This is a genomic window from Sediminivirga luteola (assembly GCF_014639315.1).
In the GTDB taxonomy this organism is placed as follows: domain Bacteria; phylum Actinomycetota; class Actinomycetes; order Actinomycetales; family Brevibacteriaceae; genus Sediminivirga; species Sediminivirga luteola.
Genome location: NZ_BMFY01000002.1, coordinates 118,357 through 141,493 on the forward strand (window position 1 = coordinate 118,357; position 23,137 = coordinate 141,493).

Below are 23,137 nucleotides of genomic sequence, written 5' to 3' on the forward strand. Positions count from 1 at the left end.
GCGGTCCCGGCTGCACTTCCCGGGCGCCGATGCGTGATCCCGTCACGGTGGTGTCCTCCGGGGACCCGGCGGCGGGCGACAGCGCGTGCCGGTCCCCGTCGCGCTCCCGCGGCGGCAGGCTCACCGTGAGATCGTCTCGTCCTCGTCGCCCGGCTCGTCGTCGGTACCGTCGTCGGTGCTGTCGTCGTCGATGTCCCCGCCGGTGCCGGGGTCGTCGTCGCCGGCGTCATCCTTGGCTTCGTCCGCAGCGTCCTGGGGGTCATCGGCGTCCGGCTCGTCCTCAGTGCCGGGCTGCCCGGCAGCGGAGTCCGCGGCGGAGTCCGTTTCGCCGTCGTCCTCAGCCGACAACGCCACGCCTGCCGCTGCCGAGGCGCCGGCGGCGGTACCGGCAGCGGTCTTCACGCCGCTCTTGCCCTTCTGCGCTTTGGCGGCCTTGCGGTCCCGCTTGGCGACGGCGACGCGGCCTCCCCGCCCGGCTCCGCGGAGCATGTTCGCCAGGTAGCCGCGCTGCCCGATCAGATAGGCGATGATGCCCACCACGAGGGTCACGCCGACCGCGATGAGCGGCTCCCACCACTCGGCACTGCCGCCCATCAGCCGGAGCGACATCGCCACCGGCGAGGTCAGCGGCGCGAAGGACAGCCAGTACAGCACCTCGGTGAAGCGCTCCAGCAGCAGCGGTGCGAGCGAGGCCAGGACCAGCAGGCCGGTGACGATGCCATAACCGATCTTGCGGGCGCGCTGCCCCACCGCGGAGGCGGAGGCCAGCAGCAGCGAAACGTACAGGAAGACCGTGAGTGCGAACAGCGCAGCGAACCAGCCCAGGGTCGGCAGCGCAGCCATCACGATCTCCGTGCGACCGGCGATGGACAGCCCCAGCACCAGGAGCACGTAGCCGATCGCCAGATGGCTCAGCGACAGTGCGGTGGCGCCGTAGACCCGGCCCCATGCCGCGGCCCGCGGCGGGACCGCCGCGGCGAGGACCTCGCCGATGCGGTTGCGGCGTTCAACCAGCAGATTGGCGAACATCGCCGTGCCCAGGCCCGTCGCGGAGAGCACCAGAAGCAGCGCGAGGCCCCAGGCGAACGCGGTGGACAGGGGCTCGCCGATGGCCGGCGTCTCCAGGTAGATGACCTCCTGAGGCGGGTTGATCGCCTCCAGGATCGCGGTCGGCTCCTCGTTCAGGGCGATGATCTGCGGCGCCCCCATGCCGGTGGTGTCAGGCAGCAGGGCGGCGTCGGCGTCACCGGCGCGCACGGCCTGCTCGGCGGCTTCCGGGCTCTCCACCGCCAGCACCGAGAACCCGTAGGCCTGTTCGAACTGCGCGATCTGCGCCTCGTCCGAGATGCCCACGACGGCGAGGGTGGAATCACCGGCGTCGCCGGCGCCCTGGTCACGGGCGATGCCGATGGCCAGGCCCGCCATCACGCCCAGGATGATCAGCAGGGTCGGGATGAGGTACAGCGGGCTGCGGGCGGCGGCTCCCGCCTCCCGGTTCGAGACCAGCCAGGCGGCCTGGTTGAAGGTGAGTTCGCGCAGTTCCGAGACCAGGCCGGTCTTTGGCTCGTCCTCCGGATCCGGGAGATCCTCCTTCAGTTCGAAGGGAATCGCGTCGTCGATGCCGCCGCTACCGGCCCCGCCGGCGTCATCGGCGGGCGCATCGTCGTCCTGGCCATCGGCGCTGTCAGCGTCGTCGGGCGCACCGTCTTCGGCCGCTCCGGCGTCGTCATCGCGCCCGGAATCGCCTCTGCCGGCGCTGTCAGGGCTGTCGGCGCTGTCAGCATCGGCGGGTGCAGCTTCCGATGCTTCATCGACGTCGTCGTCCGCCGTCTCATCGGCGATGAAGTCGTCTTCGACGTCGAGGGTCTCGTCCTCGTCGACGATCAGCGCGTCCTCGTCCAGGAGGGCGTCTTCCTGATCCGTTCTCTCGGCGGAGGGCGCGCCCGTCGTCGTGGTCTCCTCGGCGTCGCTACCGGTGGGGGACTGATCGTCGCGCTCCGGCTCCTGGGGGCTGGGCGTGGAACGGCTGACCATCAGAGCACCTCCCGGTACTGCTCGGCGAGTGATTTGGTTCGGGGTGAGAAGGACGCCACGCTCGACGGCGCCACCGCCAGCAGCGCTGCCAGTGCGGTGGAAGCCGCCTCCGGGGAACGTGCGGCGAAGGTGATCTCCGCGTCGTCCGCCTCCAGCCCCTCCGCGCCCACCGAGGCGAGGACGTCCAGCGCCTGCGGGACGTCACCGGCGTCGCGCAGGCGGACCAGGTAGTCGTCGCCGGCGGCGATGAGTTCCCTGACGGGTCCGGCTGCCAGGATGCGTCCGTGCTCGAGGACGATGACGTCATCGGCGGCGGCCTGGGTCATCTCCCAGTTGCTGGAGAGGAAGAGGACCGGAACGCCCGAGTCGGCGTGGTCCCGTAGCAGCTCGAAGACGAGGTCCGCGCTCTTGGCGTCCAGTCCGGCGAAGGGCTCGTCCAGGATCACCACATCCGGGTCGGCGGCGAGCACGGAGGCGATCTCCACTCGGGCGACCTCGCTGCCGGAGAGCTGGTTCAGCGTGGCATAGGCGCGGTCGGCCAGGTCCAGCCTGGAGAGGAGGGTCACGCCGTTCTTCTCCGCGGCACCCAGCGTCATGCCGTGGAGCCGGGCGAAGTAGACGATCTGCTCCAGCACCCGCATACCGGGGTACTGGCCGCGCTCGGCGGGCAGATAGCCGAAGTTCTGCCGGTCGCCGCCGGTCAGCTCGTTCCGTTCCAGCTCGATGGAACCTTCATCGGCGTCGACGAGTCCCATCAGGATGTGCGCGAGGACCGTCTTGCCGCTTCCGCGGGGGCCCAGCACGCCGGTGATCCGGCCGGGCGCGGCATCGAAGCTGACGTCGTCCAGCACCGTGCGGCTGCCGATCTTCTGCGTGATGCCGTTCACACTGAGCACGTGCGTTGTCCTCCTGAGTCGGGACGGTTACCGAAGTACAGTCTGGCCCCCGGCGGGGTCCGGGGCAAACGTCGGATGGACGAGCCGCCCGGTTTTTCAGCGCATTCGCAGCGCATGAGGCCCCGTTTGCCGGACGGCGAGCTCCCCTCAGGCCAGGCCGAGGTCCTCGGTGGTGATGGCTGCGAGGTAGGGCAGACCGGCTGCCTCGACTCGTTCCCTGGCACCGGTGTCCCGATCGACGATGACGGCGACTGCCGCGACCGTGGCACCCGCTTCCCGGAGCGCCTCGACCGCGCTGAGCACGGAGTTCCCCGTGGTCGAGGTGTCTTCCACGGCCACGACGGTGCGGCCGGAGACCTCCGGGCCCTCGATGCGGCGGGCCAGGGCGTGCTTCTTGGCTTCTTTGCGGACCACGAAGGCGTCAAGCTTCCGGCCCTGCGCGGCGGCCTGGTGCAGCATCGCGGTACCGACCGGGTCCGCGCCCATCGTCAGCCCGCCCGCGGCCTGGACTCCTTCGAGCACGCCGGCGGATTCCACCAGTCCGAGCATCACCCGTCCGATGAGCGGGGCGACCTCCGCGTCCAGGGTGACGCGGCGCAGGTCAAGGTAGTAGTCGGCCTCCAGGCCGGAGGAGAGCACCACATGCTCGTGGATGACGGCGCGTTCCTTGATGAGTTCGATCAGGGCAGCGCGGTCGTCGGCATAGGAAGTCGTCATGGGGTCCATCCTAGAGTGCGCTCCGGCGGCTCTGCGGCAGCCTGGAGATCAGGCTCCCCGTACTGCCGGCGGACCCGGGCTCGGAACCGGTGCCGGAGGGGGCGGGTGGCCGCAGCAGGCCGGAACCGGGGCGACGCCCGCTCCGACCGACGCCTGCCTGTTCAACCCGCAGAGCCCGGGACCGGTGTCCGGGCAGAAGAAAGCCCCGGCGAGCGAAACCGCTACGAACCGGGGCTTTCTCCTGCACTCCCCTCGAGTACCCGGACGCATCCCCATACGTCCGTTTCAGCATTCACCAGTCCCCACTGGATGAATACGCTCACTATTCAACCCGCTTGCCGGCGCTTTGTAAACCCGGTCGCGGGCCTATCCTGGTACTCCGCCGCGAACGTTTCCAAATCGTGATCTGCCGCGCCATTGCTGGGCAAGCGGCCTCTCACGGAGTTGCTCTCACGTCCGTCGGAAGCGAATCATCGCGCGCTTTGAAAGTTCCTGCTTATTTCCCGAACGAACCCTCGGGGCGCCGCTCTGAGGACCGGCGCGAGAGCACGGTAGAAGGCGCCCGGCACGGACAGCACACGGCCGGCGCGGGCGTCCCTGAGCGCCTGCCGCGCCACCGCATCGGCATCCAGGCGCAGGAACCCGGGCACGCCCGCCAGAGACATGCCCGCGCGGGCATGGAACTCGGTGATCACGAAGCCCGCCATCACGGCGGTTGCTGTGACCGGGGTGCCGCGCAGCTCGGCGGCGAGGGCTTCGGTGATCACCGTCGCGGCGGCCTTGCTCGCGGAGTAGGGGCCGGACGTGAACAGCGCGGCCAGCGATGTGACGTTGACGATGCCGCCCCGGCCACGACTGCGCATGGCGTGGGCCGCGCGCCACGACAGTTCGCTCACACTGCGGTAGAGCAGGGTGTCCAGGTCCGCTGCCTCCTCCGGCCGGCTGTCCAGGAATGTGGCGCGCAGCCCGGAACCCGCGTTGTTCACCAGCACATCCACGGGGCACCGGGGGTCCTCCAGCCGGGCGGCCACCGCGGCGATGCCCTCTCCGGTGGCAAGATCGGCCGGCAGCGTCTCGGCCGGCACGTGGTGCAGCGCGGCGAGTTCCCGGCCGACCCGGGAAAGCCGCTCCCGGTCGCGCGCGACGGCGATCACTCCGTAGCCCTCACCGGCGAGCCGGCGCGCGAACGCCAGGCCGATGCCGCTCGTGGCGCCCGTGACGAGCGCCGTGGGCACAGGCCCGCGCCCTGTTCCCGGACGGAAGTCCCAGTGCCGTCCGTCGGAGGTCACGCGCGGTTCCTCACGGTCAGCGACTGAGCAGCCGTGCCGAAGGGGCCGTCCTGGTCGTGGAGCACGGAGGAGGTCAGCCCGCGGCCGTCCGGGCCGATCGACACGCGTGCCTCGATGCCGAGCATTCCGGCTGCGGGGGTGCGGAAGAGATGCACGTCCAGATCGACGTTGGGGTAGAGGTATTGGTGCGGATCGAGCTTGAGCGCGATCCCGTTGGCGACGTCCACCAGGCCCATGACGGGCGCGATGCCCGGGCTGGGTTCGTCCAGTACAAGCGGATGGCGGTGCCGCAGCCAGATCCGGCCGACGCCCGGCTCCCCGTCCCCGGCCGGCAGGGCATCCAGGGAGGCGATGAAGCCCCCGGCCCACACGGAGGTCATGACATCGCTCGGCCGGCTCTCCGTAGGCGGCGGGAGGGCCGGTAGATCGGCGTCGGCCAGATGGGCGGTATCCCCGAGGACGAGCCGCCAGACCCGGGCCCGGATGGCCGCCCGGCCGTCATGGGCGAGGGTCGCCTCGATCAGCTCGATGGTCCTGCCGGGCCGGAGAACAGCTGTCTCGATGGTGAACCGGCCGCCGTGGATGACACCCAGGATGTCGAAGGAGATCCGGGAGATCGCGACGTCCTCCCGCGGATGGCGGCGCTCGATCTCGTGGATCAGCAGGCCGCTGGCCGCCGCCATGTGCTGTTCACCCGGCTGCCACGCCCCCTGCGAGTGGAGCGTCGAGTGGAACTCCGAGGAATCCGAGCCCTCAGCGGTGCGGACGAAGTAGGCGTCGGGGACGGGCTCGCCGTCCAGTCCGAGGTGCGTGGATCCCATGCCGGAATGCTATACGAACGTCCGCCAACCCGCGGTGCCAGCGCCCCCGACCCTCGGCGCGTTCCGCTCCCCTGGGACACCGCGTGCCGGCGCGTTCCCGGTCCCCTTGGGAAACCGCGGGCGGCCGCGTCCCCCTGGCAAGCCGGTGCGGGCGCGTACCCCTGACAAGCCGGGTGCGGGCGCGGCGACACGCAGCCCGCCGGTCGGGTGGCGCACGTAGGCTGAGAGGAAGGAACCGGGACTTCGCGAGGAGGCAGCATGGTGGCGGCGCTCGATGTCGTGGCGGCCGGGCTCTCACCCATGAAGGGCACCCGGCATCTGTCCCGGCCTCAGGTGATCCTGGATCAGGGCGGACCGGCGGGAGACCGGGAGTTCTGCCTGGTCGACGCCGAAGCCGGAACCGTCCTGCGCACGGTGCAGCACCCAGCGCTCCTGGCCGTGGTGGTGCGGTGGTCGGGCGGGCAGCTGGAGGCGACGGTCCCGGGTCAACCGCCGATCTCCGCTTCCCCGGAGCCGGCCGGCGGGCAGATCGAAGCAGAGTACTGGGGACGCACCCTCACCCTGGAACTGGTCGGCGGCCCGTTCGCCGCCGCGTTCTCCCGGTATCTGAACCGTCCCGTGCAGCTGGCCCGCGCACTCCGGGGCGGGGTCGTCTACGGGGATCAGGTGACGCTCGTAGGGACGGCTTCCCTGCATGCGGTGGTGGCCGCGTCCGGGCGTAGTGAGGCGGGCGACTGGCGCCGGTACCGACCCACGCTCGTCGTGAGGACCGAGGAACCGTTCGAAGAGGAGTGCTGGGCAGGCCGCGATCTGAAGCTCGGCAACGCGGTGGTGCATGTGGGAGAACCCGTGCCGCGGTGCGCCGTGATCGACATCGATCCGGAGACCGGCGGGCGAGGCCGGAGCCTGCTCGGCACACTGTCCGCCAGACCGGGGCGGCGGGAGCCGGTGTTCGGCGTGTACGCATCCGTGCGTGTTCCCGGCACGGTGCGCGCCGCGCCCGGTGCGCACCCGTGAGGTGGCGTGGCCCGCCGCCTCGGGGAGGGAAACGGCCGGTGACCCGGTGAGACGCCTCGCCCCGCCGCGCATCGCAGTGCGCTCGCCTCTGCGCGTCACCCCGGCAACCCCTTAGGATTAATCGCGTGCGCATCGCTACCTGGAACGTGAACTCCATCCGTGCCCGCGCTGAGCGCGTCGGGGGCTTCCTGGACCGCTCGGACGTGGATGTCCTGGCCATCCAGGAACTCAAGTGCAAGGACGAGCAGTTCCCCCGGGAGGTCTTCGAGTCCCGCGGGTACGAGGTCGCCTTCCACGGCCTGAACCAGTGGAACGGCGTGGCCATTGCGTCTCGGGTGGGGCTTGAGGACGTTCAGCTCGGTTTCGAGAACGTCCCGGGCTTCGGCGATGAGCCTGCGGTGGAAGCGCGTGCCATCTCCGCGCTCACCGGCGGCGTGAAGGTCTACTCGCTCTATGTGCCCAACGGACGCGAACTCAATCACCCGCATTACACGTACAAGCTCGAATGGCTGGAGAACCTCAGGCTGGATGCGCGGCAGCAGCTCGACGCAGAACCGGAAGCCCCGATCGCCCTGTGCGGTGACTTCAACATCGCCCCCGAGGACGAGGACGTCTGGGACATGGCCGAGTTCGAAGGCGCCACGCATGTCTCGGCTGCGGAGCGCGAAGCGTTCGCGCGCCTCGAAGAGGCCGGATTCCGGGACGTGACGCGCCAGTTCACCCCTGGCCCCGGTGTCTACACGTTCTGGGACTACCAGAACCTGAGCTTCCCCAAGAAGAAAGGCATGCGCATCGACTTCGTCCTGGGCAGTCCCGCGCTCCAGCGCGCCGTCAGCGGCGCACGCATCGACCGCGAGGAACGCAAGGGCAAGGGCGCATCGGATCACGCGCCGGTGATCGCCGACTTCGATCTCTGAGGGTTCACGCTCTGAGCTAAAGCCCCTCCCGCCGGGCTCAGCGGATGGTACGGCTGCACGCAACGATCCGTAACGCCGTAACGGACGTTCTGCGCCCGCTCTACAGAGCTGGCCCTGCCGCGGCACGGACAACGGCCGGTGCACCAGGCCAGGACGATCCGGGTCCTCGATCATCCTGGCCTGGCGCTGGCAGATGCGGCGCCGGGGGCGGTATGGATACTGACGGTCTTGTGCCGACAGATCAGGACACGCTGGAGACACGCATCGACATCGGCGCCACCCTCCCGACGTGATCCGTGGCGGCCTCATAGGCGGCTGCGATCCGGATGACGTCGCCCTCGCAGAAGGGTTTGCCGATGACCTGAGCCCCCAGCGGCAGTCCTCCTTCCGCGGTGAAAGCGACTGGGACGGAGATCGCCGGCAATCCGGTCAGATTCGCCGGCGCGCAGACCCGGCTGTAAGCACTCGTCGCCGCCTCGACATCATCGGCCGCCCACGCGAAGACCGGATTCTCAGCATCGACGCCCGGGCCGGGAACCGTTGGGGCAAGAAGCACGTCGATGTCCCGGAACATGTCCTTCCACCCGGCCTGCATCAACGTCCGGCTGCGTAGCGCGTTGATGTAGCTGGTCGCCAGCACTGCCTCGCCTGCTTCGAGGAGCACTCGGACCTCGTCAGTGAACAGCTCCGGCGTGTCCCGCAGGGCTTCCTGATGGTAGGAGCTGGCTTCGGCAAGCATGATCGTCCATTCCGCGGCCATGATCGTCTCCGCCATGGGGATCTCCACCTTCACCAGCTCCGCGCCCAAGCTGGCAACGACATCGGCCGCGGACATCGCCGCCGACCATGCTTCCGGTTGGACCCGCTCGTTATAGAAATTGACGGGGATCCCAATCCGGACACCGGCGACTGAGCCGTCCAGGTCCGCGCTCCAATCGGGCGCCGGAAGGTCGACGCTCGCTGGATCACGGCGGTCGTACCCGGACATCGCTGCCATGACCAGTGCCGCTTCGCGGACATTCCGGGTCAGCGGGCCCACATGGTCCAGGGACCATGACAATGACGCGACCCCGCATCGGGGCGCACGGCCGTAAGTGGGTTTCAAGCCGACGGTTCCACAGACCGAGGCGGGAATCCGGATAGAGCCACCGGTATCACTGCCGAGGGCGACCGTCACCGACCCTGACGCCACCGCGGCACCGGAACCGCCGCTAGAGCCGCCGGGAACCTTCGAGGTATCCCATGGATTGCGTGTCGTCGGCGTGGTGGCGCCGAAAGCGAACTCATGGGTGTGCGTTTTGCCCACCACGATCATCCCGGCGGCAGTGAGCTTGGCGACGGCGACGCTGTCGGCATCCGGGACGTAGTCGGCGCGGACCCGGGAACTGGAGGTGGTGAGTACTCCGGCCGTATCGTAAAGATCCTTGACACCGAGCGGGATGCCGTGGAGGGGTCCTCGATAATGCCCGTTCGCGATCTCCTGCGCAGCAGCGGCAGCCTGACGCAGCGCGCTCTCTTCGGTGACGGTGGCAAAGGCATTGATCGCCGGTTCAGTCTCTTTGATGCGGCCCAGAGACGATTCGACCAGTTCCACCGGTGACAACTCACGGGTGCGGATCTTCTCGGCGGCCTCGGAGAAACTCAGTTCGTACGGTTCCATGGTCGTTTCACTCCCATCGTGCGTTGAAAGCGGTGGCGGGCGGGATCTCACCCAGGGGCCTGAACACGTCGCTCCGGCTCATCTCAAGCAACGGCCGGTACTGATCGATCTTGTCTGCGATGCGTTCCGGGTCCACATTGCTGCGGGCGAAGCCGAGCACTGTGGCGACGATGTCCTCGGTGAGGGCCGGCGCGGGATCGGGCATGGTTTCCTCCTCGTGGTGCGGGTCAGGGTCTCGTGGTGCGGGTCAGAGCCAGATATGCGTCCGAGATCGCCGTGAGATCGGAACGCTGGACGGCATCGCCATGCCGCCCGGACACCGGCAGGGCCTCCCTGCCGGTGAATGTCCTAGGCGGTGGATAAGGCGTGCACCGGTGGTGTGGCGGTATGCCATTCAGTCAGCGATTCGTAGGCATGCCCGATCGCCAAAGCCAAGGCGTCTTGACCGGGTGCGGCGATGATCTGCGCGCTGATCGGTAGCCGGCGGGTGCTGAACCCGGCCGGAACCGCCAGCGCCGGCGCACCCAACAGATTGGCGTGAACGGTCATAGCGTTCATACCTGTCAGGGTCGGCACGCGTTGACCGGCGAGCACCATGGACTCGGCGCCCAGCTCGGGAGGAGCAGTTCCCATCGTCGGAGTCAGCACCGCATCGACCTGCTCGAAGAGCCCGGCTGCCTCGCTCAGCAACGCCTCCTGGAACCGGTAGGCATCAACAAGGTCCATCGCACTCAAGCTGGCGCCCATGCGCAATGCCTCCGCGACGTCCTCGCCATAGTCACCGGGCCGCGCGGCGAAACGTTCCCGATGAACGTGCGCTGCCTCAGCGGCGGCAATGGCCAGTACCGCGTCCCCGCAATTCCGGGCGCCGGGAAACGTGACCGGAACCAGCTGCGCACCGGCGGCTTCCAGGGTAACCGCCGCGGCCATCACCGCATCGGCGACATCAGCATCGGCGTTCTCGAAAAAGAACGGTTCCGGGATCCCCAGCCGGATCCCCTTGACGCCCCGGTCCAGTCCTTCTGTCGCACCAGGAGCCGGGGAACTTTTGCTGCCAGGATCCGCTGGATCCGCGCCTGCCAGGGCGTCGACGACGGCCGCGGCCAGCGCCACCGTGGCGGTGATCGGCCCGGCATGGTCCAGGGTGCTGCTGAGCGGGAAAATCCCCGTCCGGCCGATCAAGCCGAAGGTTGGTTTGAATCCGACCACGCCACATGCCGCGGCGGGCATCCGGATGGAACCTCCAGTGTCCGTCCCCAGCGCCACGGGCACGACTCCGGCGGCGACCGCTGCAGCGGACCCGCCACTGGAACCGGATGGCACGCGGCTCAGGTCCCAGGGGTTTCGCGCGGGCGGCGACATGGCGCCGAAAGCATACTCATGGGTGACCGTCTTACCGATCAGGATGGCACCTGCGGCACGCAACGCGGCAACAGCCGTGGCGTCCGCCGCGACCGGCTCTGGGTCCGAAGCGGCGGAGCCGCTGCGGGTCGCGCGGCCAGCGACATCGTAAAGATCCTTCACCGCGAACGGCACCCCGCACAGGGGCCCGGAACCGGCGGATGCCTGCCGCGGCCGATGCCGTTGCGCCTGCGCCTGCAACACTTCGCCTGGGAAGACGTCTACGAAGGCTCGGATGCGGGTCTCCACCTCGGCAAGCCGCTTCAGTGCCGCGGCCACCTGAGAGGTACCGCCGGGGGATGCAGGAGAACTCACCGCCTGCTGGACGTTCCAGGTCATGACGCCGCCTGGGGTTCGAGCACTGCTTCGAGCAGCGCGCTGGTGATTGCGGATTCGGGAGTGCGCAGCAGGACGTCCACCGGGCCCTGCTCGGCGAAGCTGCCATGATGGAGCACCCCGGCGCTGTCGCACATGTGCTCGACCAGCGCGAGATGGTGCGTGATGAGCAGCATGGTCAAGCCGCGTTCGTCCTGGAGATCCTTGAGCAGATTCAGCACCTGCGCCTGAACCGAGACGTCCAGCGCGGCTGTAGGCTCATCCAGGACGAGGAACTCCGGATCGGTAGTCAGCGCCCGGGCAATTCCGAGCCGTTGCCGTTGCCCACCAGAGAACTCGTGGATGTACCGGTCGTAATGACTGGACTCCAGCCCCACCTTCTCCATCAAATCCACGGCTTTGTCCTTCGCCTCGGCGCCGGTGCACAGACCGAACCTGCGCAATGGCGCACCGACCTGTGCCCCGACCGGCAGACGGGGGTTGAACGCGGAACCGGAGTCCTGGAACACCACCTGGATCTTCTGACGCAGCTGACGTAGTCGTTCCCGGCTCACGCCGGTGAGTTCCTCACCGTTAAAGCGGATACTTCCCGAGGTCGGCGTCTCCAAGCCGAGGATCATCCGCCCGGTAGTGGTCTTCCCCGATCCTGACTCTCCGATCAGCCCCCAAGTCTCCCCCCGCCGGACCCGGAACGAGATCCCGTCCACAGCGGTCACCTCGCGGTTCCTCTTCCCCCACCCGGACGGGACGGAGAAGACTTTCCGCAGATCGGTGACCTCCAGCAACACGTCATCACGGTTCACAGCGCAGCCTCCTGGAATACATGCAACCGACGCTCGGCACGCGGGACGGCTGCAGCCTGGTCATGCGCATGGAGCCGCGGGACCGCCGCGATCAGCGCTTGCGTGTACGGATGCGTGGGGGATTCTAGGACATGCTTCGCCGTGCCCTCTTCGAGCACCTCGCCCCGGCGCATCACCGTCACCGTGTGGCACATATGCGCGACCACGCCGAAGTCGTGCGTCACCATGAGAATGGCCGTGCCGAACTCCTGGTTGATCTGCAACAACAGGTCTAAGATCTGCTTCTGCACGGTCGCGTCCAGTGCCGTGGTGGGTTCATCGGCCAGCAGGATCTGCGGACGCGCAGCCAATGCCATCGCGATCACCACACGCTGCCGCTGCCCACCGGAAAGCTGGTGCTGATAGGCACGCAGCTTGTGTTCCGGGTCCGGCATGGAAACCGTTCTCAGCGCCTCCAGTGCTTCTTTCCTGGCCTCGGACCGAGAGAGCTTCCGGTGCCACATGATCACTTCCATCAGTTGTGAGCCGATGGTGAAGGAGGGATCCAGCGCACTCAGCGCGTTCTGGGAGACCAGCCCGAGCTGGCGGCCTCGGACCTTTGCCAGTTCCGCCGGTGAGAGTTCCAGGAGGTTGCGGCCGTTCACGAGGATCTGCCCGGAGGAGATCCGGGCACGGCGGGTTCCGAGCAAGCCCAAGATGGTCATCGCGGTGACGGATTTCCCGGAGCCGGATTCGCCGACAAGACCTCGGATCTCTCCTTCACCCATCGTCAGATCGACGTGCCGGACGGCATGAACGACGCCCCCGTCGGTGTGAAACTCGACACTCAGGTTCTTGATCTCAAGCATGGCGTTCCTCTTTCATCACCATTCGTGTGGATTCCGCGGGTTCAGCGGCCTGCATGACAGCGGCGACCGAGCCAGTCAGGGCCCTTCATGTGGTCTGCTTGCGCGGGTCAAGGGCGTCGCGCAGGCCATCTCCGAGCAGATTGAACGCCAGCGCCACCACGAGGATGGCCAGGCCGGGGATCGTCGCCACATGGGCACGTCCCTCCAGCAGCACGCTGGAGCCATCCGCGGTCATGATCCCCCAGTCCGGGGTGGGCGGAACGATGCCCACACCCAGGAAGCTCAGGCCTGCGGCGAGAACGACCATCAGCCCGCACAGGGTGGTGGCGTACACCAGCAGCGGGGAGACCACATTGGGCAGAAGCTCTTTCAGGAGAATCTCGCCGGTGCGGGCACCACCGGCGCGCGCGGCCTCCACATACTCGCGCGAGGACTCCTGCACCGTGGAGGTGTACGCAACGCGCGCCATATAAGGGACCAGGCTGATGCCGATCGCGAGCATCACGTTCCCTAGACCGGCCCCCAGGACGGCAGCCAGCGCGATTGCCAGTAGCACCAGCGGAAAGGCGAACAACACGTCCAGCACGCGCATTAAGACTCCGCCGACACGGCCCTGCACATAGCCGGCGAAGAGCCCGATCAGCAGCGCGATCGGAAGCACCGCCAGCACCGGCACGATGGCGACCGTCAGGGAATAGCGCGCCCCCCAGATCAGCCGGGAGAGGATGTCGCGGCCCTGACCGTCGAGCCCCAGCGGGTGACCTTCGCTGCCGATGCCTTCCAGCCGCCGGGCGGAATCTCCGACGACTGGATCGTACGGGCTCAGGACGGGGGCCAGCGCCGCCGCGGCGACCACGATGATCAGAACCGCTGCAGCGGCCACAGCCATCTTGTCCCGGCCGAACGCCCGCAAGCCCAGGATCAGACGCGATGGGCGTCTACCGGCCTTCGCTTTTCTGGACGACGCCCCGAAACGCGGGTCGACGGAGACCTGACCGGGGGTCGAGGAGACCTCCACTACCGTGTTCATGCTGTCACCTTCCTTCGGGTACGCGGGTCCAGAAGCCCCACCGTGGTGTCCGCCAGCAGGTTCACCAACACGAAGACCAGGGCGATGAACAGCACACCGGCTTGCACCAGCGGCATGTCGTTCTGGGTGATAGCGGTGTAGAGCTGATATCCCAGGCCTGGCCAGGAGAAGACGACCTCGACGAAGATGACTCCGCCGAGCAGGTACCCGATCTGAAGCCCGACAACCGTGACGATCGGGGGCATCGCATTGCGCAGGCAGTGCTTCCAGATGATGGAACGCTCGGGAACCCCCGCGGCACGGAGCGTGCGTATGTAGTCCTGCTCCATGGTGTCGACCATGACCGATCGGGTCATCCGGGCAATCACCGCCAGGGGCACCAACGCAGCAGCGAAGGCCGGCAAGACCAGATGGCTGAGCAGATCGCCAAAGCCGCCCTCTGGGTTGCGTGGATTGGACATCCCGGAGGTGGGGAACCAGCCAAGATTCAGCGCGAACACGCCGATCAGCATCAGCCCCAGCCAGTACACCGGAACGCTGGCCCCGGCGAGGGAGGTGAACATCGCGATCCGATCGAAGATCCCATACTGCCGGCGTGCGGCGAGGATCCCTAGCGGGATGCCGACCACGACGCAGATCACCAGCGCTGCAGCGGAGAGCACCATAGTGTTCTGGAAGCGCGGGATAATAATCTCAGTGACCGGCTGGTTGATCGTCAACGAGCGTCCTAGATCCCCGGTAATCAGTCCCTGAAGGTATCCGAGGAACTGAACCGGGAGCGGCTGATCCAGGCCAAGTTCGGCTCGGACCGCCGCGACCGCGTCCTCTGTTGCTCCAGCGCCCAGGATCGTACGAGCAGGATCTCCCGGGACGAGCTGGAGCAGGAGGAAGATGACCAGGCTCACCCCGAAGAGAACCATCAGCGTCGACATCACGCGACGCCCTATCATCGCGATCATGTGTGCTCATCCCTCCGGGTTCACGGTGACGCCGGTCAGGTCGTACCATTCCTGGCTCGCCGAGACCCAGCCCTCCACCCCCGGAGCGAGGATGTAGGGGGCCCGGTCATTGACGATGGGAGCCAGCGCGGCATCGTCGGTGGCAATCTCGTTGGCCCGCTGCCAGTACTCTGTCGCTTCGTCCTCCGTGGCCGCGGTGATCGCTTTGTCCATCACTTCGTCCAGCTCAGGATTGCTGTAGTAGCCAACGTTGGGGCCGGATGGGGCGATCATGTCGCTGGAGGTCACGATGTACAGCCAGTAGGGCGTATCCATGCCCCACGACATCTGCATCATTCCCACGTCGCCGGCGCCTTCCGCCCAGCGACCCAGGTACGAGATCCATTCCATCGTCTCGATCTCGACCGTAATCCCGATCTCAGCGAGATTCTGCTGGATGAACTCCGCCATGGGAGCCGGAACGATCTGACCGGACCCGTCTACGGACGTCATCAGCGAGGTCGTGAAGCCATCTTCGAAGCCGGCTTCGGCAAGTAACTCACGAGCCCTGTCCAGGTCCCGGCCATAGGCGTCGGCCCTTTCGACATAGGCGTCGTTCGCCGGCGCTTGGATGTCGTAGGCCGGCTCAGTCGTGCCCTGGAGGAGATTGTCGGATATGCCTTCACGGTCGATGGCAAGGTTGATTGCCTGCCGCACCTCGGGAATGCTCATGTACTCGTCACGCATGTTGAAGGACAGGTACCACACGTGCGGCGGCTGCCCGTCGGAAAGCTGGTAGCCCTCGTCCACGAGCGCCTGAACACTGTCCGGCGAGGGCACCGCGATCACATCGACTTCCCCGTTACGCAGGGCTGAGGTCCGTCCCGCCGGGTCTGGAATGGGCCGGAAGATCACCCCGTCCAGCGCCGGGGCCTCACCCCAGTAATCGTTGTTGCGGACCAAGCTGATCCGCTCCCCGCGCACCCGATCATCGAACCTGAACGGACCGGTTCCGGCCGGGTGCTCGGCAATGTCTTCGCCGTGTTCTTCCAGCGCCGCCGGACTGATGATTCCGGTCGATCCGTTGCCTCCTTGGGCCAGCATGCGCAGGAAGGGCGAGAAGGGCTGGCTCATGCGTACGACCACGGTGTACTCGTCAGTGGCGGTGACGTCCTCAACGAACTGCCACACGAAGTTCGTCTGGCCTGCCGCGGCGGCGCTGTACTGAGGTGAGTCCTCGTCCCACATCCTTCTGATGTTGTATTCCACGGCTTCGGCGTTAAGGTCCGTTCCATCGTGGAATGTCACGCCCTGACGGATGTTGAAGGTGTATTCCTTTCCGTCCTCGGACACCTCCCACGATTCCGCGAGTCCGGGCTTCAGTTCCGGCACAGGCGCTTCTTCCGACGGCGTGCGCAGATCGTGGGTCACCAGCGGCTCGTACATCTGTGAATTGATCCGCCAGGTCACCCACCCACCGGCAACCTGCGGGTCGAGCACGTCCGCCTCGGATTCGATCCCGATGATGAGCACCTCATCCGCGTCGCCCTGGGCGCTGTTCGCTCCGCAGGCACTCAGCGCGAACACTGCGGTGAGCACCCCGGCCAGCGCACTGAGCGTTGCCCTCCGGCCAGTGACGTTCAATCCTGGCGCCATGAGTTCGCCGTCCTCTCCTGTGTCCGATGGCGATTGCCAATACGTCGAGCGCGAGGCCTGGACACCGGGAGGTCACCGGCTCAGCACCGCGCCAATCGTGCGCTCTGGTGATTGACGAGCCTAGGAAGCGGGTGACGAGCGGGGAATACGTCAAGTGACGTATTCCCCGCTTTTCCAAGGTCTGACGGCGATTTTTTACCTGCGCGAAATATGGCTGGCCGGCACCCGTTTACACACCGCACATTGCGGTTTTACCCCCACGCAACACTGCAGGCGACACACTGGAAGGGACGGCTGGCCGTCAGCCTGCCAGGAACACGCTGGCAAGAATCCCTCAGGCGTCCGTCTGGAAAAGGAGCAGAGTACTCACGCCTTCCCCAGAACCGGTGCAACTCGTCCCGAACCTCACGACCCAACGGTGATGCGGCCATGAAAACCAAGACGATCTTCGACGCCACGGTGAAAACCGTCAGCGTCCTTCAGGGCGACTCGCTGCCCACGAGCTACGCGGCGCGCGCCGCGCTAACCGAGCTCAATCGTTTCGTCTCCTACCCGTCATTGGAGATCGCCGAGTGGGATCCTGAAAAGGGGCGGCACGAGCCGCTGCACGCGGAGAGTTTCCCGCCCCGGCTGCTGGAGGCTCTCAATGGGGAGGTGTTCCTTGAGGACCTGTGCTGGCCCGTTCTCCACCAGGACAAACGGCCGAAAGGCTGGGCGGACACCGACCACGCGGTGGACCGACGCGATTCCAGCCTCTATCAGCAGTTCATCGTGCCGCTGGGATACCGGGAGGGAATCTATCTTCCGCTGTTCCACCACGATCGGTATGTGGGCATGGTCACCGGGAACACTGATGCACCGCGCCCGCCGGGTGGCGAGGAGAAGGAGGCGCTCTCTGCGCTCGCCCCCGTCCTCGGGGAGTTCCTCTACCGGACGCGGGCTCGCCGTACCACGGGTGACGCCGACGGCGGGATCCTGCTCGACACCCGGCTGGAGATACTCAGCTTCGAGCCAGAAAAGTCCCGTCCAATTACGGAAGCGATCTGCGCGGTGATACGGCAGACCTGGCCTGCTCGTGGCCCTGTGAACCGGTTTGCTCTGTGGCCTGAGGACGCACGCCTGCCGTTGCGCGTGCGCGTCGACCGTGCCCGACACACCGACGGAGGTTTCTACGTGTCCTGGCGTCAGACGCCGCTGCCCTCAGGCCTGTCCCGGCGCCAGGCCGAGGTGGTGACCGGGATCGTCGAAGGGCTGAACAACAATGACATCGGTGCGCGCCTGTTCACTAGCCCCCGCACCGTCTCCAAGCACATCGAGCACATCCTGCTCAAGCTCGGCGTTGCCAACCGCAGCGCCATCACCCGCCAGGCGATGATCGAGGGCATCTATCTGCTGGATCACCGACTACTAGGCCGCGACGACATAGCCGCCGCGCTCCATTCGTGAGGCCCCCTAAGCCTAACGGGCCGCCCTGCACCACCAGAGCACGACTGAGATTGGCACAGGGCCGCGACCACTGTCCTGAGCCTCGTGCCTTCAGGAACGCTGCATCAGATCGCCCTGGAACAGGGAACCGCCCTCGGCGATGACCATGCAATGGATCGTGCGGTCGTCCTGCAGGTCCCAGGACAGCTGGGTGGGGCCGAAGAAGTACAGCTGAAGGGACTCCGGGTCGACGCTCGCCCGGCTGCCGTCAACTGCGCTCGTGCGGCTGTTGCACTCGGTCTCGGCCACGCTCGTGACGCCGTCCTCGCCCGGGTAGCTGTTCTCGCCCATCTCGTGCTGGTAGAAGACCTGACCCCAGTGCGGGGCATCGCATTCGACGACCTCCACCGAGGAGTCGACGCCCGGGCGGGGCTCCATGATGCAGTCGCCCACGTTCACATGGGCGAAGCCATCGGTATCGCGCCGGGATTCCTCGGTCTCCGCGGGGGAGGGACTCGGCGGTGCCGTGCCCTCCGTGGCCTCGGTCTCCTGGTTCTGCTGTTCCTGCTGTTCCGTGGCGGTCGCGGTGCTCTCGGCCACGGGCTCCGGATCGGAAGGACGCAGGGCGAAGAACAGCACCAGGCCGATGATCACCAGCACGGCGACGCCGCCGATGATCGACCCGGCGATGATGCCGGTTTTGCTTTTCCGGGGTTCCTGGCCGCCCGGGTAACCGGGGCCGCCCGGGTAACCCGGACCACCCGGATAACCCGGGCCGCCCGGGTAACCGGGCCCGCCGGCCTGGCCCGGGTATCCCTGCCCGCCAGGCTGTCCCGGGGCGCTCTGGGAGTATCCGGGCTGCGCCGGGTAGGCGCGGGTGGGAGCCGCGCCATAGGGATCGGCCCCCTGCGGGGGATACCCGGCGCCCGGCGGGGCCTGGCCGGGCTGCTGGGGATGGGGGTAGGGGGAGTTCTGGCCGTACGGAGCGTTGCTCGGGCCACTGGGACCGTAGGGACCGGGCTGGCCGTGGGGAGGCTGCTGCCCTCCGGCCGGCCCATGTGAGGAGGCGGATGTCCCACCGGGGTTCCCGTGCTGCTGCCCGCCGTACGGCTGGCCGGCACCGCCTTCGACACGAGGCGGTTGAGGGCGGCCGTAGGGGTCGTGTGGATACGACATGCCCTCAGCCTACGGCACGGCCGCGCGGCGCCGGCGGTGACCAGCGGGGGTATGTCCAAGCTGTCACATCACCGGCCGCAGCTGCGCTGGAACAGGCTGCTCCCGCCGGGTGCGCCGGCACCGGACCTCGCCGGGACGAGGCCGGGACGGCACCGCCGGGCCGACGTGACGCCGGGCCGCCCGCCGTGCTGGCGGACGGCCCGGCGATCGGACGTTCGCGCCTCAGGCACCGATGACCGTCATCAGGCGCGGGTGGCCGTCATCAGGCGCGGGTGACCGTCAATCCCTCCTGGGAGAGATCCTCTCCGCGGTCAACCCGGACGGTGTCACCATCGGCGATCTCACCCGAGAGCAGCTTCTTCGCCAGCTGGTCGCCGATGTTCCGCTGCACCAGCCGGCGCAGCGGACGGGCACCGTAGGCGGGGTCGTACCCCTCCAGCGCCAGCCACTCCGCGGCGGCGGGCGTGACCTCCAGGCTGAGCCGCCGGGCACGCAGCCGTTCCGCCAGCCCGTCGATCTGCAGCTTCACGATGCGGCTGAGCTCGTCCATGCTCAGCGCGTCGAAGACGACGATGTCATCCAGCCGGTTGAGGAACTCCGGCTTGAAGGTCGCGTTGACCACCTTCATGACGGCTTCGCGCTGCTCCGCCTCCGGGAGGCTCTGATCCACCAGGAACTGCGATCCCAGGTTCGAGGTGAGGATCAGGATGGTGTTCCGGAAGTCCACCGTGCGGCCCTGGCCGTCGGTGAGCCGGCCGTCATCGAGCACCTGCAGCAGAATGTCGAAGACATCGGCGTGAGCCTTCTCCACCTCGTCCAGCAGGACCACCGAATAGGGCCTGCGGCGCACCGCCTCGGTCAGCTGGCCGCCCTCCTCGTAGCCGACGTACCCCGGAGGGGCGCCCACCAGGCGGGCCACCGAGTGCTTCTCCCCGTATTCGCTCATATCGATCCGCACCAGGGCACGTTCGTCGTCGAAGAGGAAGTCCGCCAGCGACTTCGCCAGCTCCGTCTTACCCACGCCGGTGGGACCCAGGAACAGGAACGAGCCGGTGGGCCGGTCCGGATCGGCGATGCCGGCACGCGAGCGCCGGATCGCATCGGCGACGGCGGCCACCGCCCGGTGCTGACCGATCAGCCGGCGGCCCAGCACCTCCTCCGCGTGCAGCAGCTTCTCCATCTCTCCCTGCAGCAGCCGGCCGGCGGGGATGCCGGTCCAGGACGAGACGACCTCGGCAATGTCGTCGGGACCGACCTGGTCGGCCACCATGGCCCGCGACTCCCCGCTGCCGGCGTCGGTGTTCTCGGCGGCCTCGGCCTCGGCGATCTCCTTCTCGATCGCGGGGATCTCGCCGTAGAGCAAGCGCGAGGCGGTCTCCAGGTCCGTCTCGCGCCGGGCGATCTCAGCCTGGTTGCGCAGGTCGTCGAGCTTCTGCTTCAGCTCACCGAGCCGGTTCAGCCCGGCGCGCTCACGCTCCCAGCGGGCGGTCAGGGCGGAGAGCTCCTCCTGCCGGTCGGCCAGATCCTTGCGCAGCGCGGCCAGGCGCTCCTGAGAGGCCGGGTCGGACTCCTTGGACAGCGCCAGCTCCTCCATCTTCAGCCGGTCCACGGCACGGCGGAGCTCGTCGATCTCCACCGGCGCGGAGTCGATCTCCATCCGCAGCCGGGAGGCCGACTCGTCGACCAGGTCGATCGCCTTGTCCGGCAACTGCCGCCCGGAGATGTACCGGTCGGACAGAGACGCGGCCGCCACCAGCGCGGCGTCGGAGATGGTCACCTTGTGGTGGGCCTCGTAGCGTTCCTTCAAGCCGCGCAGGATCGCGATGGTGTCCTCCACGCTGGGCTCGCCCACGAACACCTGCTGGAAGCGCCGCTCCAGGGCGGGGTCCTTCTCGATGTGCTCGCGGTACTCGTCCAGAGTCGTGGCGCCGACCATGCGAAGCTCGCCGCGGGCCAGCATGGGCTTGAGCATGTTCCCGGCGTCCATGGCGCCCTCGCCGCCGGCACCGGCGCCGACGACGGTGTGCAGCTCGTCGATGAAGGTGATCACCTGGCCGTCGGAGGCCTTGATCTCCTCCAGCACCGCTTTGAGCCGCTCCTCGAACTCGCCGCGGTATTTCGCGCCGGCGACCATCGCGGCCAGGTCCAGGCTGATGAGCGTCTTCTGCCGCAGTGACTCCGGCACGTCGCCGGCCACGATCCGCTGGGCCAGGCCCTCCACGACGGCGGTCTTGCCGACGCCGGGCTCGCCAATCAGCACCGGGTTGTTCTTGGTGCGGCGGGAGAGCACCTGCACCACCCGCCGGATCTCGGAGTCGCGTCCGATGACCGGGTCGAGCTTGCCCTCCCGCGCGGCAGCGGTGAGGTCCTGGCCGTACTTCTCCAACGCGTTGTAGCTGCCTTCCGGATCCGGGCTGGTGACCTTCGCCTGGCCCCGGACGGCGGGCAGCGCCTCTTCGAGGACTTTACGGGTGGCTCCGCGGCGCTGCAGCAGCCGGCCCAGGGCGTCATCGGCGCCGGCGGCGGCCAGCAGCAGATGCTCAGCGGAGATGTACTGATCGCCGAGTGCGCTCATCTCCTCGTTGGCGGAGTTGATCAGTTGCAGCGCGTTCCGGGACAGGCTCGGCTGCGCGACCGTCTGGCCCGACACGCTGGGCAGCGCGGCGAGCTGGCCGTCGATGTCCTTCCTCAGCGCGGCGACGTCCGTCCCGGTCTGCTCCAGGAGGGCGGGGCCGATGCCGTCCGGCTGCGCGAGCAGACCGGCGACGATGTGTCCCGGCTCGACCTGGCTGTTCCCGCGCGTGGTGGCGTCCTGGATGGCGGAGGCGAGCGCCTCCTGGGATTTGGTGGTGAACTGCGGTGCCATATGCGACTCCTCGTACTCGATATGCCTGATGACATGCCTCGACGTCTCTGATCGTGCCAACAGCATTTAAGTTGAGTCTATTCCGCTCAATTCAGATCCGCAGTCCGCATAGGCGAGTGCCGGCGGACGGCGGGGAGCCCGTCGCCGTGGTACGGGAGCCGGGCACCGAAGCATCGAAGCGGTAGGGCAATGGGAAGCGGAAACCGCAGGGACGACAAAGGCCGGGTGCGAACCCCTCAGGGTCGCACCCGGCCTTGCCTGTGAGCGGGCGGCGCTTCAGTTCACGGCCGACGCGAGCACCGCTCAGGCGGGATCGGTCCAGCTCAGACGGCTTCCATCGAGAGCATCCACCGCTGCTTCTCCAGGTCGAGGATGATGGCGTGCAGAAGATCGGTGGTCGCGGGGTCTTCCTCGTCCACCTGATCACGGATGGAGCGGACGGAACCGGCCGCGGCGTCGAGAGCTTCGACGACCAGTGCCACCGTCTTGCCAACGTCCACCAGGCCGTCCGGGTAGTCGGGCAGATCGGAGTCACGGGAAACAGTCGCGGCGCGGCCGTCTGGCTCGGCCTCCAGGGCACGCAGACGCTCGGCGATCAGGTCGCCGTGGCTGCGCGCCAGCTCGATGATCTCGTCCAGCTGCAGGTGGATGTCGCGGAAGTTCTTCCCGGTGATGTTCCAGTGCGCCTGCTTGCCCAGGAGCTGCAGGTCGACGAGGTTCACCAGGACACGTTGCAGATTCGCCGAAAGGGTCTCACTGGCTGCGGGCATTTCGCATTCCTCCTTGAGTGATGGGCGAACGGTTCATGGGAAAGGAAGCGCGAGTCAGTCCGCGACGTCCTCATCGCTCTCGTCCCTGCCGTCGGCGTCCTTTCCCTCCCGCGGGACGGCATAGGTCTGGCCGCCCTCGCGACGGACCTCCACGCCGTGCGCCTCCGAGAACTCCTCCTCGGAGCGGGAATCGGGGTGCGGGCCCTTGCCCGCGGATTCGATGTCCGCCGGGCCGAGCACTTTGGACACCTTGTCGTTGAGGGCGTCGAGCTTCGAACGCGGCTCGCGGCTCTCCCCGCTGTTCTGATCCATCGGCTGCTCGGTCTGCTCGGGCTTGTCAGGCATGCTCACTCCTCAATGTCAGTGGCACTGTACTGCCACACTATCGCGGCGGGTATCCACCGCACAGAGCGGCCCCGGCCCGCCGGCACGGTGAGAACCGGTGAGAACCGGTGAGCGGGAACGCGCATGCCGGAGGATGGGCGCCGGCACCGCAGACATGGACGTCTGGCGGGCACACACCACTGCGGTTCCGGA

The 23,137-nt window shown here is 67.7% G+C and carries 20 protein-coding genes; 3 read left to right on the forward strand and 17 right to left on the reverse strand.

The features are described 5' to 3' along the window. Window positions 1-120 precede the first annotated feature (120 nt). From IEW13_RS02320 to IEW13_RS02340, 5 genes are all read right to left on the reverse strand, one after another. On the reverse strand, window positions 121-2,034 hold the full coding sequence (locus IEW13_RS02320; RefSeq protein ID WP_188549314.1) for an ABC transporter permease: 1,914 nt from the start codon (window positions 2,032-2,034) through the stop codon (window positions 121-123). Further along, a complete protein-coding gene (locus IEW13_RS02325; RefSeq protein WP_188549315.1) occupies window positions 2,034-2,930 on the reverse strand; it encodes an ABC transporter ATP-binding protein in 897 nt (298 codons plus the stop codon). Before IEW13_RS02325 ends, IEW13_RS02320 begins: the two co-directional genes overlap by 1 nt. A 147-nt stretch (window positions 2,931-3,077) precedes the next feature. Continuing rightward, window positions 3,078-3,656, reverse strand: coding sequence for an orotate phosphoribosyltransferase (pyrE, locus tag IEW13_RS02330; protein WP_373283531.1), 579 nt, complete (start codon window positions 3,654-3,656; stop codon window positions 3,078-3,080). A 461-nt stretch (window positions 3,657-4,117) separates the two neighbouring features. Next, a complete protein-coding gene (locus IEW13_RS02335; protein WP_229744881.1) occupies window positions 4,118-4,936 on the reverse strand; it encodes an SDR family NAD(P)-dependent oxidoreductase in 819 nt (272 codons plus the stop codon). Continuing rightward, complete coding sequence (locus tag IEW13_RS02340) at window positions 4,933-5,757, reverse strand: thioesterase family protein (RefSeq protein WP_188549317.1); 825 nt, start codon at window positions 5,755-5,757, stop codon at window positions 4,933-4,935. The genes IEW13_RS02335 and IEW13_RS02340 overlap by 4 nt, the downstream gene beginning before the upstream one ends. 258 nt (window positions 5,758-6,015) lie before the next feature. On the opposite strand from IEW13_RS02340, the gene IEW13_RS02345 reads away from it, so the two are divergent. Next, on the forward strand, window positions 6,016-6,774 hold the full coding sequence (locus tag IEW13_RS02345; protein WP_188549318.1) for an MOSC domain-containing protein: 759 nt from the start codon (window positions 6,016-6,018) through the stop codon (window positions 6,772-6,774). Between the two features lie 125 nt (window positions 6,775-6,899). Beyond that, the gene (locus tag IEW13_RS02350; protein WP_188549319.1) at window positions 6,900-7,691 is read left to right on the forward strand and encodes an exodeoxyribonuclease III; all 792 of its coding nucleotides are present in this window, start codon (window positions 6,900-6,902) and stop codon (window positions 7,689-7,691) included. Window positions 7,692-7,932: 241 nt separating this feature from the next. Here IEW13_RS02350 and IEW13_RS02355 read toward each other — a convergent pair whose 3' ends face one another. The 8 genes from IEW13_RS02355 to IEW13_RS02390 form a co-directional block, all read right to left on the reverse strand. Further along, on the reverse strand, window positions 7,933-9,351 hold the full coding sequence (locus IEW13_RS02355; RefSeq protein WP_188549320.1) for an amidase: 1,419 nt from the start codon (window positions 9,349-9,351) through the stop codon (window positions 7,933-7,935). Window positions 9,352-9,358: 7 nt separating this feature from the next. Then, the gene (locus IEW13_RS02360; protein ID WP_188549321.1) at window positions 9,359-9,556 is read right to left on the reverse strand and encodes a hypothetical protein; all 198 of its coding nucleotides are present in this window, start codon (window positions 9,554-9,556) and stop codon (window positions 9,359-9,361) included. 143 nt (window positions 9,557-9,699) lie between these two features. Next, the gene (locus IEW13_RS02365) at window positions 9,700-11,031 is read right to left on the reverse strand and encodes an amidase (protein ID WP_188549322.1); all 1,332 of its coding nucleotides are present in this window, start codon (window positions 11,029-11,031) and stop codon (window positions 9,700-9,702) included. A gap of 56 nt (window positions 11,032-11,087) precedes the next feature. After that, window positions 11,088-11,891 (reverse strand): ATP-binding cassette domain-containing protein, encoded by an 804-nt coding sequence (locus tag IEW13_RS02370; protein ID WP_188549323.1) that lies wholly within the window; start codon window positions 11,889-11,891, stop codon window positions 11,088-11,090. After that, on the reverse strand, window positions 11,888-12,739 hold the full coding sequence (locus IEW13_RS02375) for an ABC transporter ATP-binding protein (RefSeq protein WP_188549324.1): 852 nt from the start codon (window positions 12,737-12,739) through the stop codon (window positions 11,888-11,890). Before IEW13_RS02375 ends, IEW13_RS02370 begins: the two co-directional genes overlap by 4 nt. An 85-nt stretch (window positions 12,740-12,824) precedes the next feature. Then, window positions 12,825-13,769 (reverse strand): ABC transporter permease, encoded by a 945-nt coding sequence (locus tag IEW13_RS02380; protein WP_188549325.1) that lies wholly within the window; start codon window positions 13,767-13,769, stop codon window positions 12,825-12,827. Next, the gene (locus tag IEW13_RS02385; RefSeq protein ID WP_188549326.1) at window positions 13,766-14,728 is read right to left on the reverse strand and encodes an ABC transporter permease; all 963 of its coding nucleotides are present in this window, start codon (window positions 14,726-14,728) and stop codon (window positions 13,766-13,768) included. The genes IEW13_RS02380 and IEW13_RS02385 overlap by 4 nt, the downstream gene beginning before the upstream one ends. Before the next feature lie 6 nt (window positions 14,729-14,734). Further along, window positions 14,735-16,363, reverse strand: a complete 1,629-nt coding sequence (locus IEW13_RS02390; RefSeq protein WP_188549327.1) for an ABC transporter substrate-binding protein — start codon at window positions 16,361-16,363, stop codon at window positions 14,735-14,737. Window positions 16,364-16,792: 429 nt separating this feature from the next. On the opposite strand from IEW13_RS02390, the gene IEW13_RS02395 reads away from it, so the two are divergent. Beyond that, on the forward strand, window positions 16,793-17,809 hold the full coding sequence (locus tag IEW13_RS02395; protein ID WP_188549328.1) for a helix-turn-helix transcriptional regulator: 1,017 nt from the start codon (window positions 16,793-16,795) through the stop codon (window positions 17,807-17,809). A 90-nt stretch (window positions 17,810-17,899) separates the two neighbouring features. Here the strand turns inward: IEW13_RS02395 and IEW13_RS17635 are convergent, their stop codons facing one another. The 4 genes from IEW13_RS17635 to IEW13_RS02415 form a co-directional block, all read right to left on the reverse strand. Further along, window positions 17,900-18,964: a septum formation family protein gene (locus tag IEW13_RS17635; protein ID WP_188549329.1), complete on the reverse strand. Its 1,065-nt coding sequence runs from the start codon at window positions 18,962-18,964 to the stop codon at window positions 17,900-17,902. A gap of 262 nt (window positions 18,965-19,226) precedes the next feature. After that, window positions 19,227-21,830, reverse strand: coding sequence for an ATP-dependent chaperone ClpB (gene clpB, locus IEW13_RS02405; protein ID WP_188549330.1), 2,604 nt, complete (start codon window positions 21,828-21,830; stop codon window positions 19,227-19,229). A 323-nt stretch (window positions 21,831-22,153) separates the two neighbouring features. Further along, a complete protein-coding gene (locus IEW13_RS02410) occupies window positions 22,154-22,600 on the reverse strand; it encodes a Dps family protein (protein WP_188549331.1) in 447 nt (148 codons plus the stop codon). Between the two features lie 54 nt (window positions 22,601-22,654). Continuing rightward, on the reverse strand, window positions 22,655-22,945 hold the full coding sequence (locus IEW13_RS02415) for a hypothetical protein (protein ID WP_188549332.1): 291 nt from the start codon (window positions 22,943-22,945) through the stop codon (window positions 22,655-22,657). Window positions 22,946-23,137 lie beyond the last annotated feature (192 nt).

What these genes read in the sequence shown, in the direction of transcription:
- IEW13_RS02320 (WP_188549314.1), bottom strand. Translation starts at nt 2,034, where the DNA reads ATGGTCAGCCGTTCCACGCCCAGCCCCCAGGAGCCGGAGCGCGACGAT.
- pyrE (WP_373283531.1), bottom strand. Translation starts at nt 3,656, where the DNA reads ATGGACCCCATGACGACTTCCTATGCCGACGACCGCGCTGCCCTGATC.
- IEW13_RS02340 (WP_188549317.1), bottom strand. Translation starts at nt 5,757, where the DNA reads ATGGGATCCACGCACCTCGGACTGGACGGCGAGCCCGTCCCCGACGCC.
- IEW13_RS02345 (WP_188549318.1), top strand. Translation starts at nt 6,016, where the DNA reads ATGGTGGCGGCGCTCGATGTCGTGGCGGCCGGGCTCTCACCCATGAAG.
- IEW13_RS02355 (WP_188549320.1), bottom strand. Translation starts at nt 9,351, where the DNA reads ATGGAACCGTACGAACTGAGTTTCTCCGAGGCCGCCGAGAAGATCCGC.
- IEW13_RS02360 (WP_188549321.1), bottom strand. Translation starts at nt 9,556, where the DNA reads ATGCCCGATCCCGCGCCGGCCCTCACCGAGGACATCGTCGCCACAGTG.
- IEW13_RS02375 (WP_188549324.1), bottom strand. Translation starts at nt 12,739, where the DNA reads ATGCTTGAGATCAAGAACCTGAGTGTCGAGTTTCACACCGACGGGGGC.
- IEW13_RS02380 (WP_188549325.1), bottom strand. Translation starts at nt 13,769, where the DNA reads ATGAACACGGTAGTGGAGGTCTCCTCGACCCCCGGTCAGGTCTCCGTC.
- IEW13_RS02385 (WP_188549326.1), bottom strand. Translation starts at nt 14,728, where the DNA reads ATGATCGCGATGATAGGGCGTCGCGTGATGTCGACGCTGATGGTTCTC.
- IEW13_RS02390 (WP_188549327.1), bottom strand. Translation starts at nt 16,363, where the DNA reads ATGGCGCCAGGATTGAACGTCACTGGCCGGAGGGCAACGCTCAGTGCG.
- IEW13_RS02395 (WP_188549328.1), top strand. Translation starts at nt 16,793, where the DNA reads ATGAAAACCAAGACGATCTTCGACGCCACGGTGAAAACCGTCAGCGTC.
- IEW13_RS17635 (WP_188549329.1), bottom strand. Translation starts at nt 18,964, where the DNA reads ATGTCGTATCCACACGACCCCTACGGCCGCCCTCAACCGCCTCGTGTC.
- clpB (WP_188549330.1), bottom strand. Translation starts at nt 21,830, where the DNA reads ATGGCACCGCAGTTCACCACCAAATCCCAGGAGGCGCTCGCCTCCGCC.
- IEW13_RS02410 (WP_188549331.1), bottom strand. Translation starts at nt 22,600, where the DNA reads ATGCCCGCAGCCAGTGAGACCCTTTCGGCGAATCTGCAACGTGTCCTG.
- IEW13_RS02415 (WP_188549332.1), bottom strand. Translation starts at nt 22,945, where the DNA reads ATGCCTGACAAGCCCGAGCAGACCGAGCAGCCGATGGATCAGAACAGC.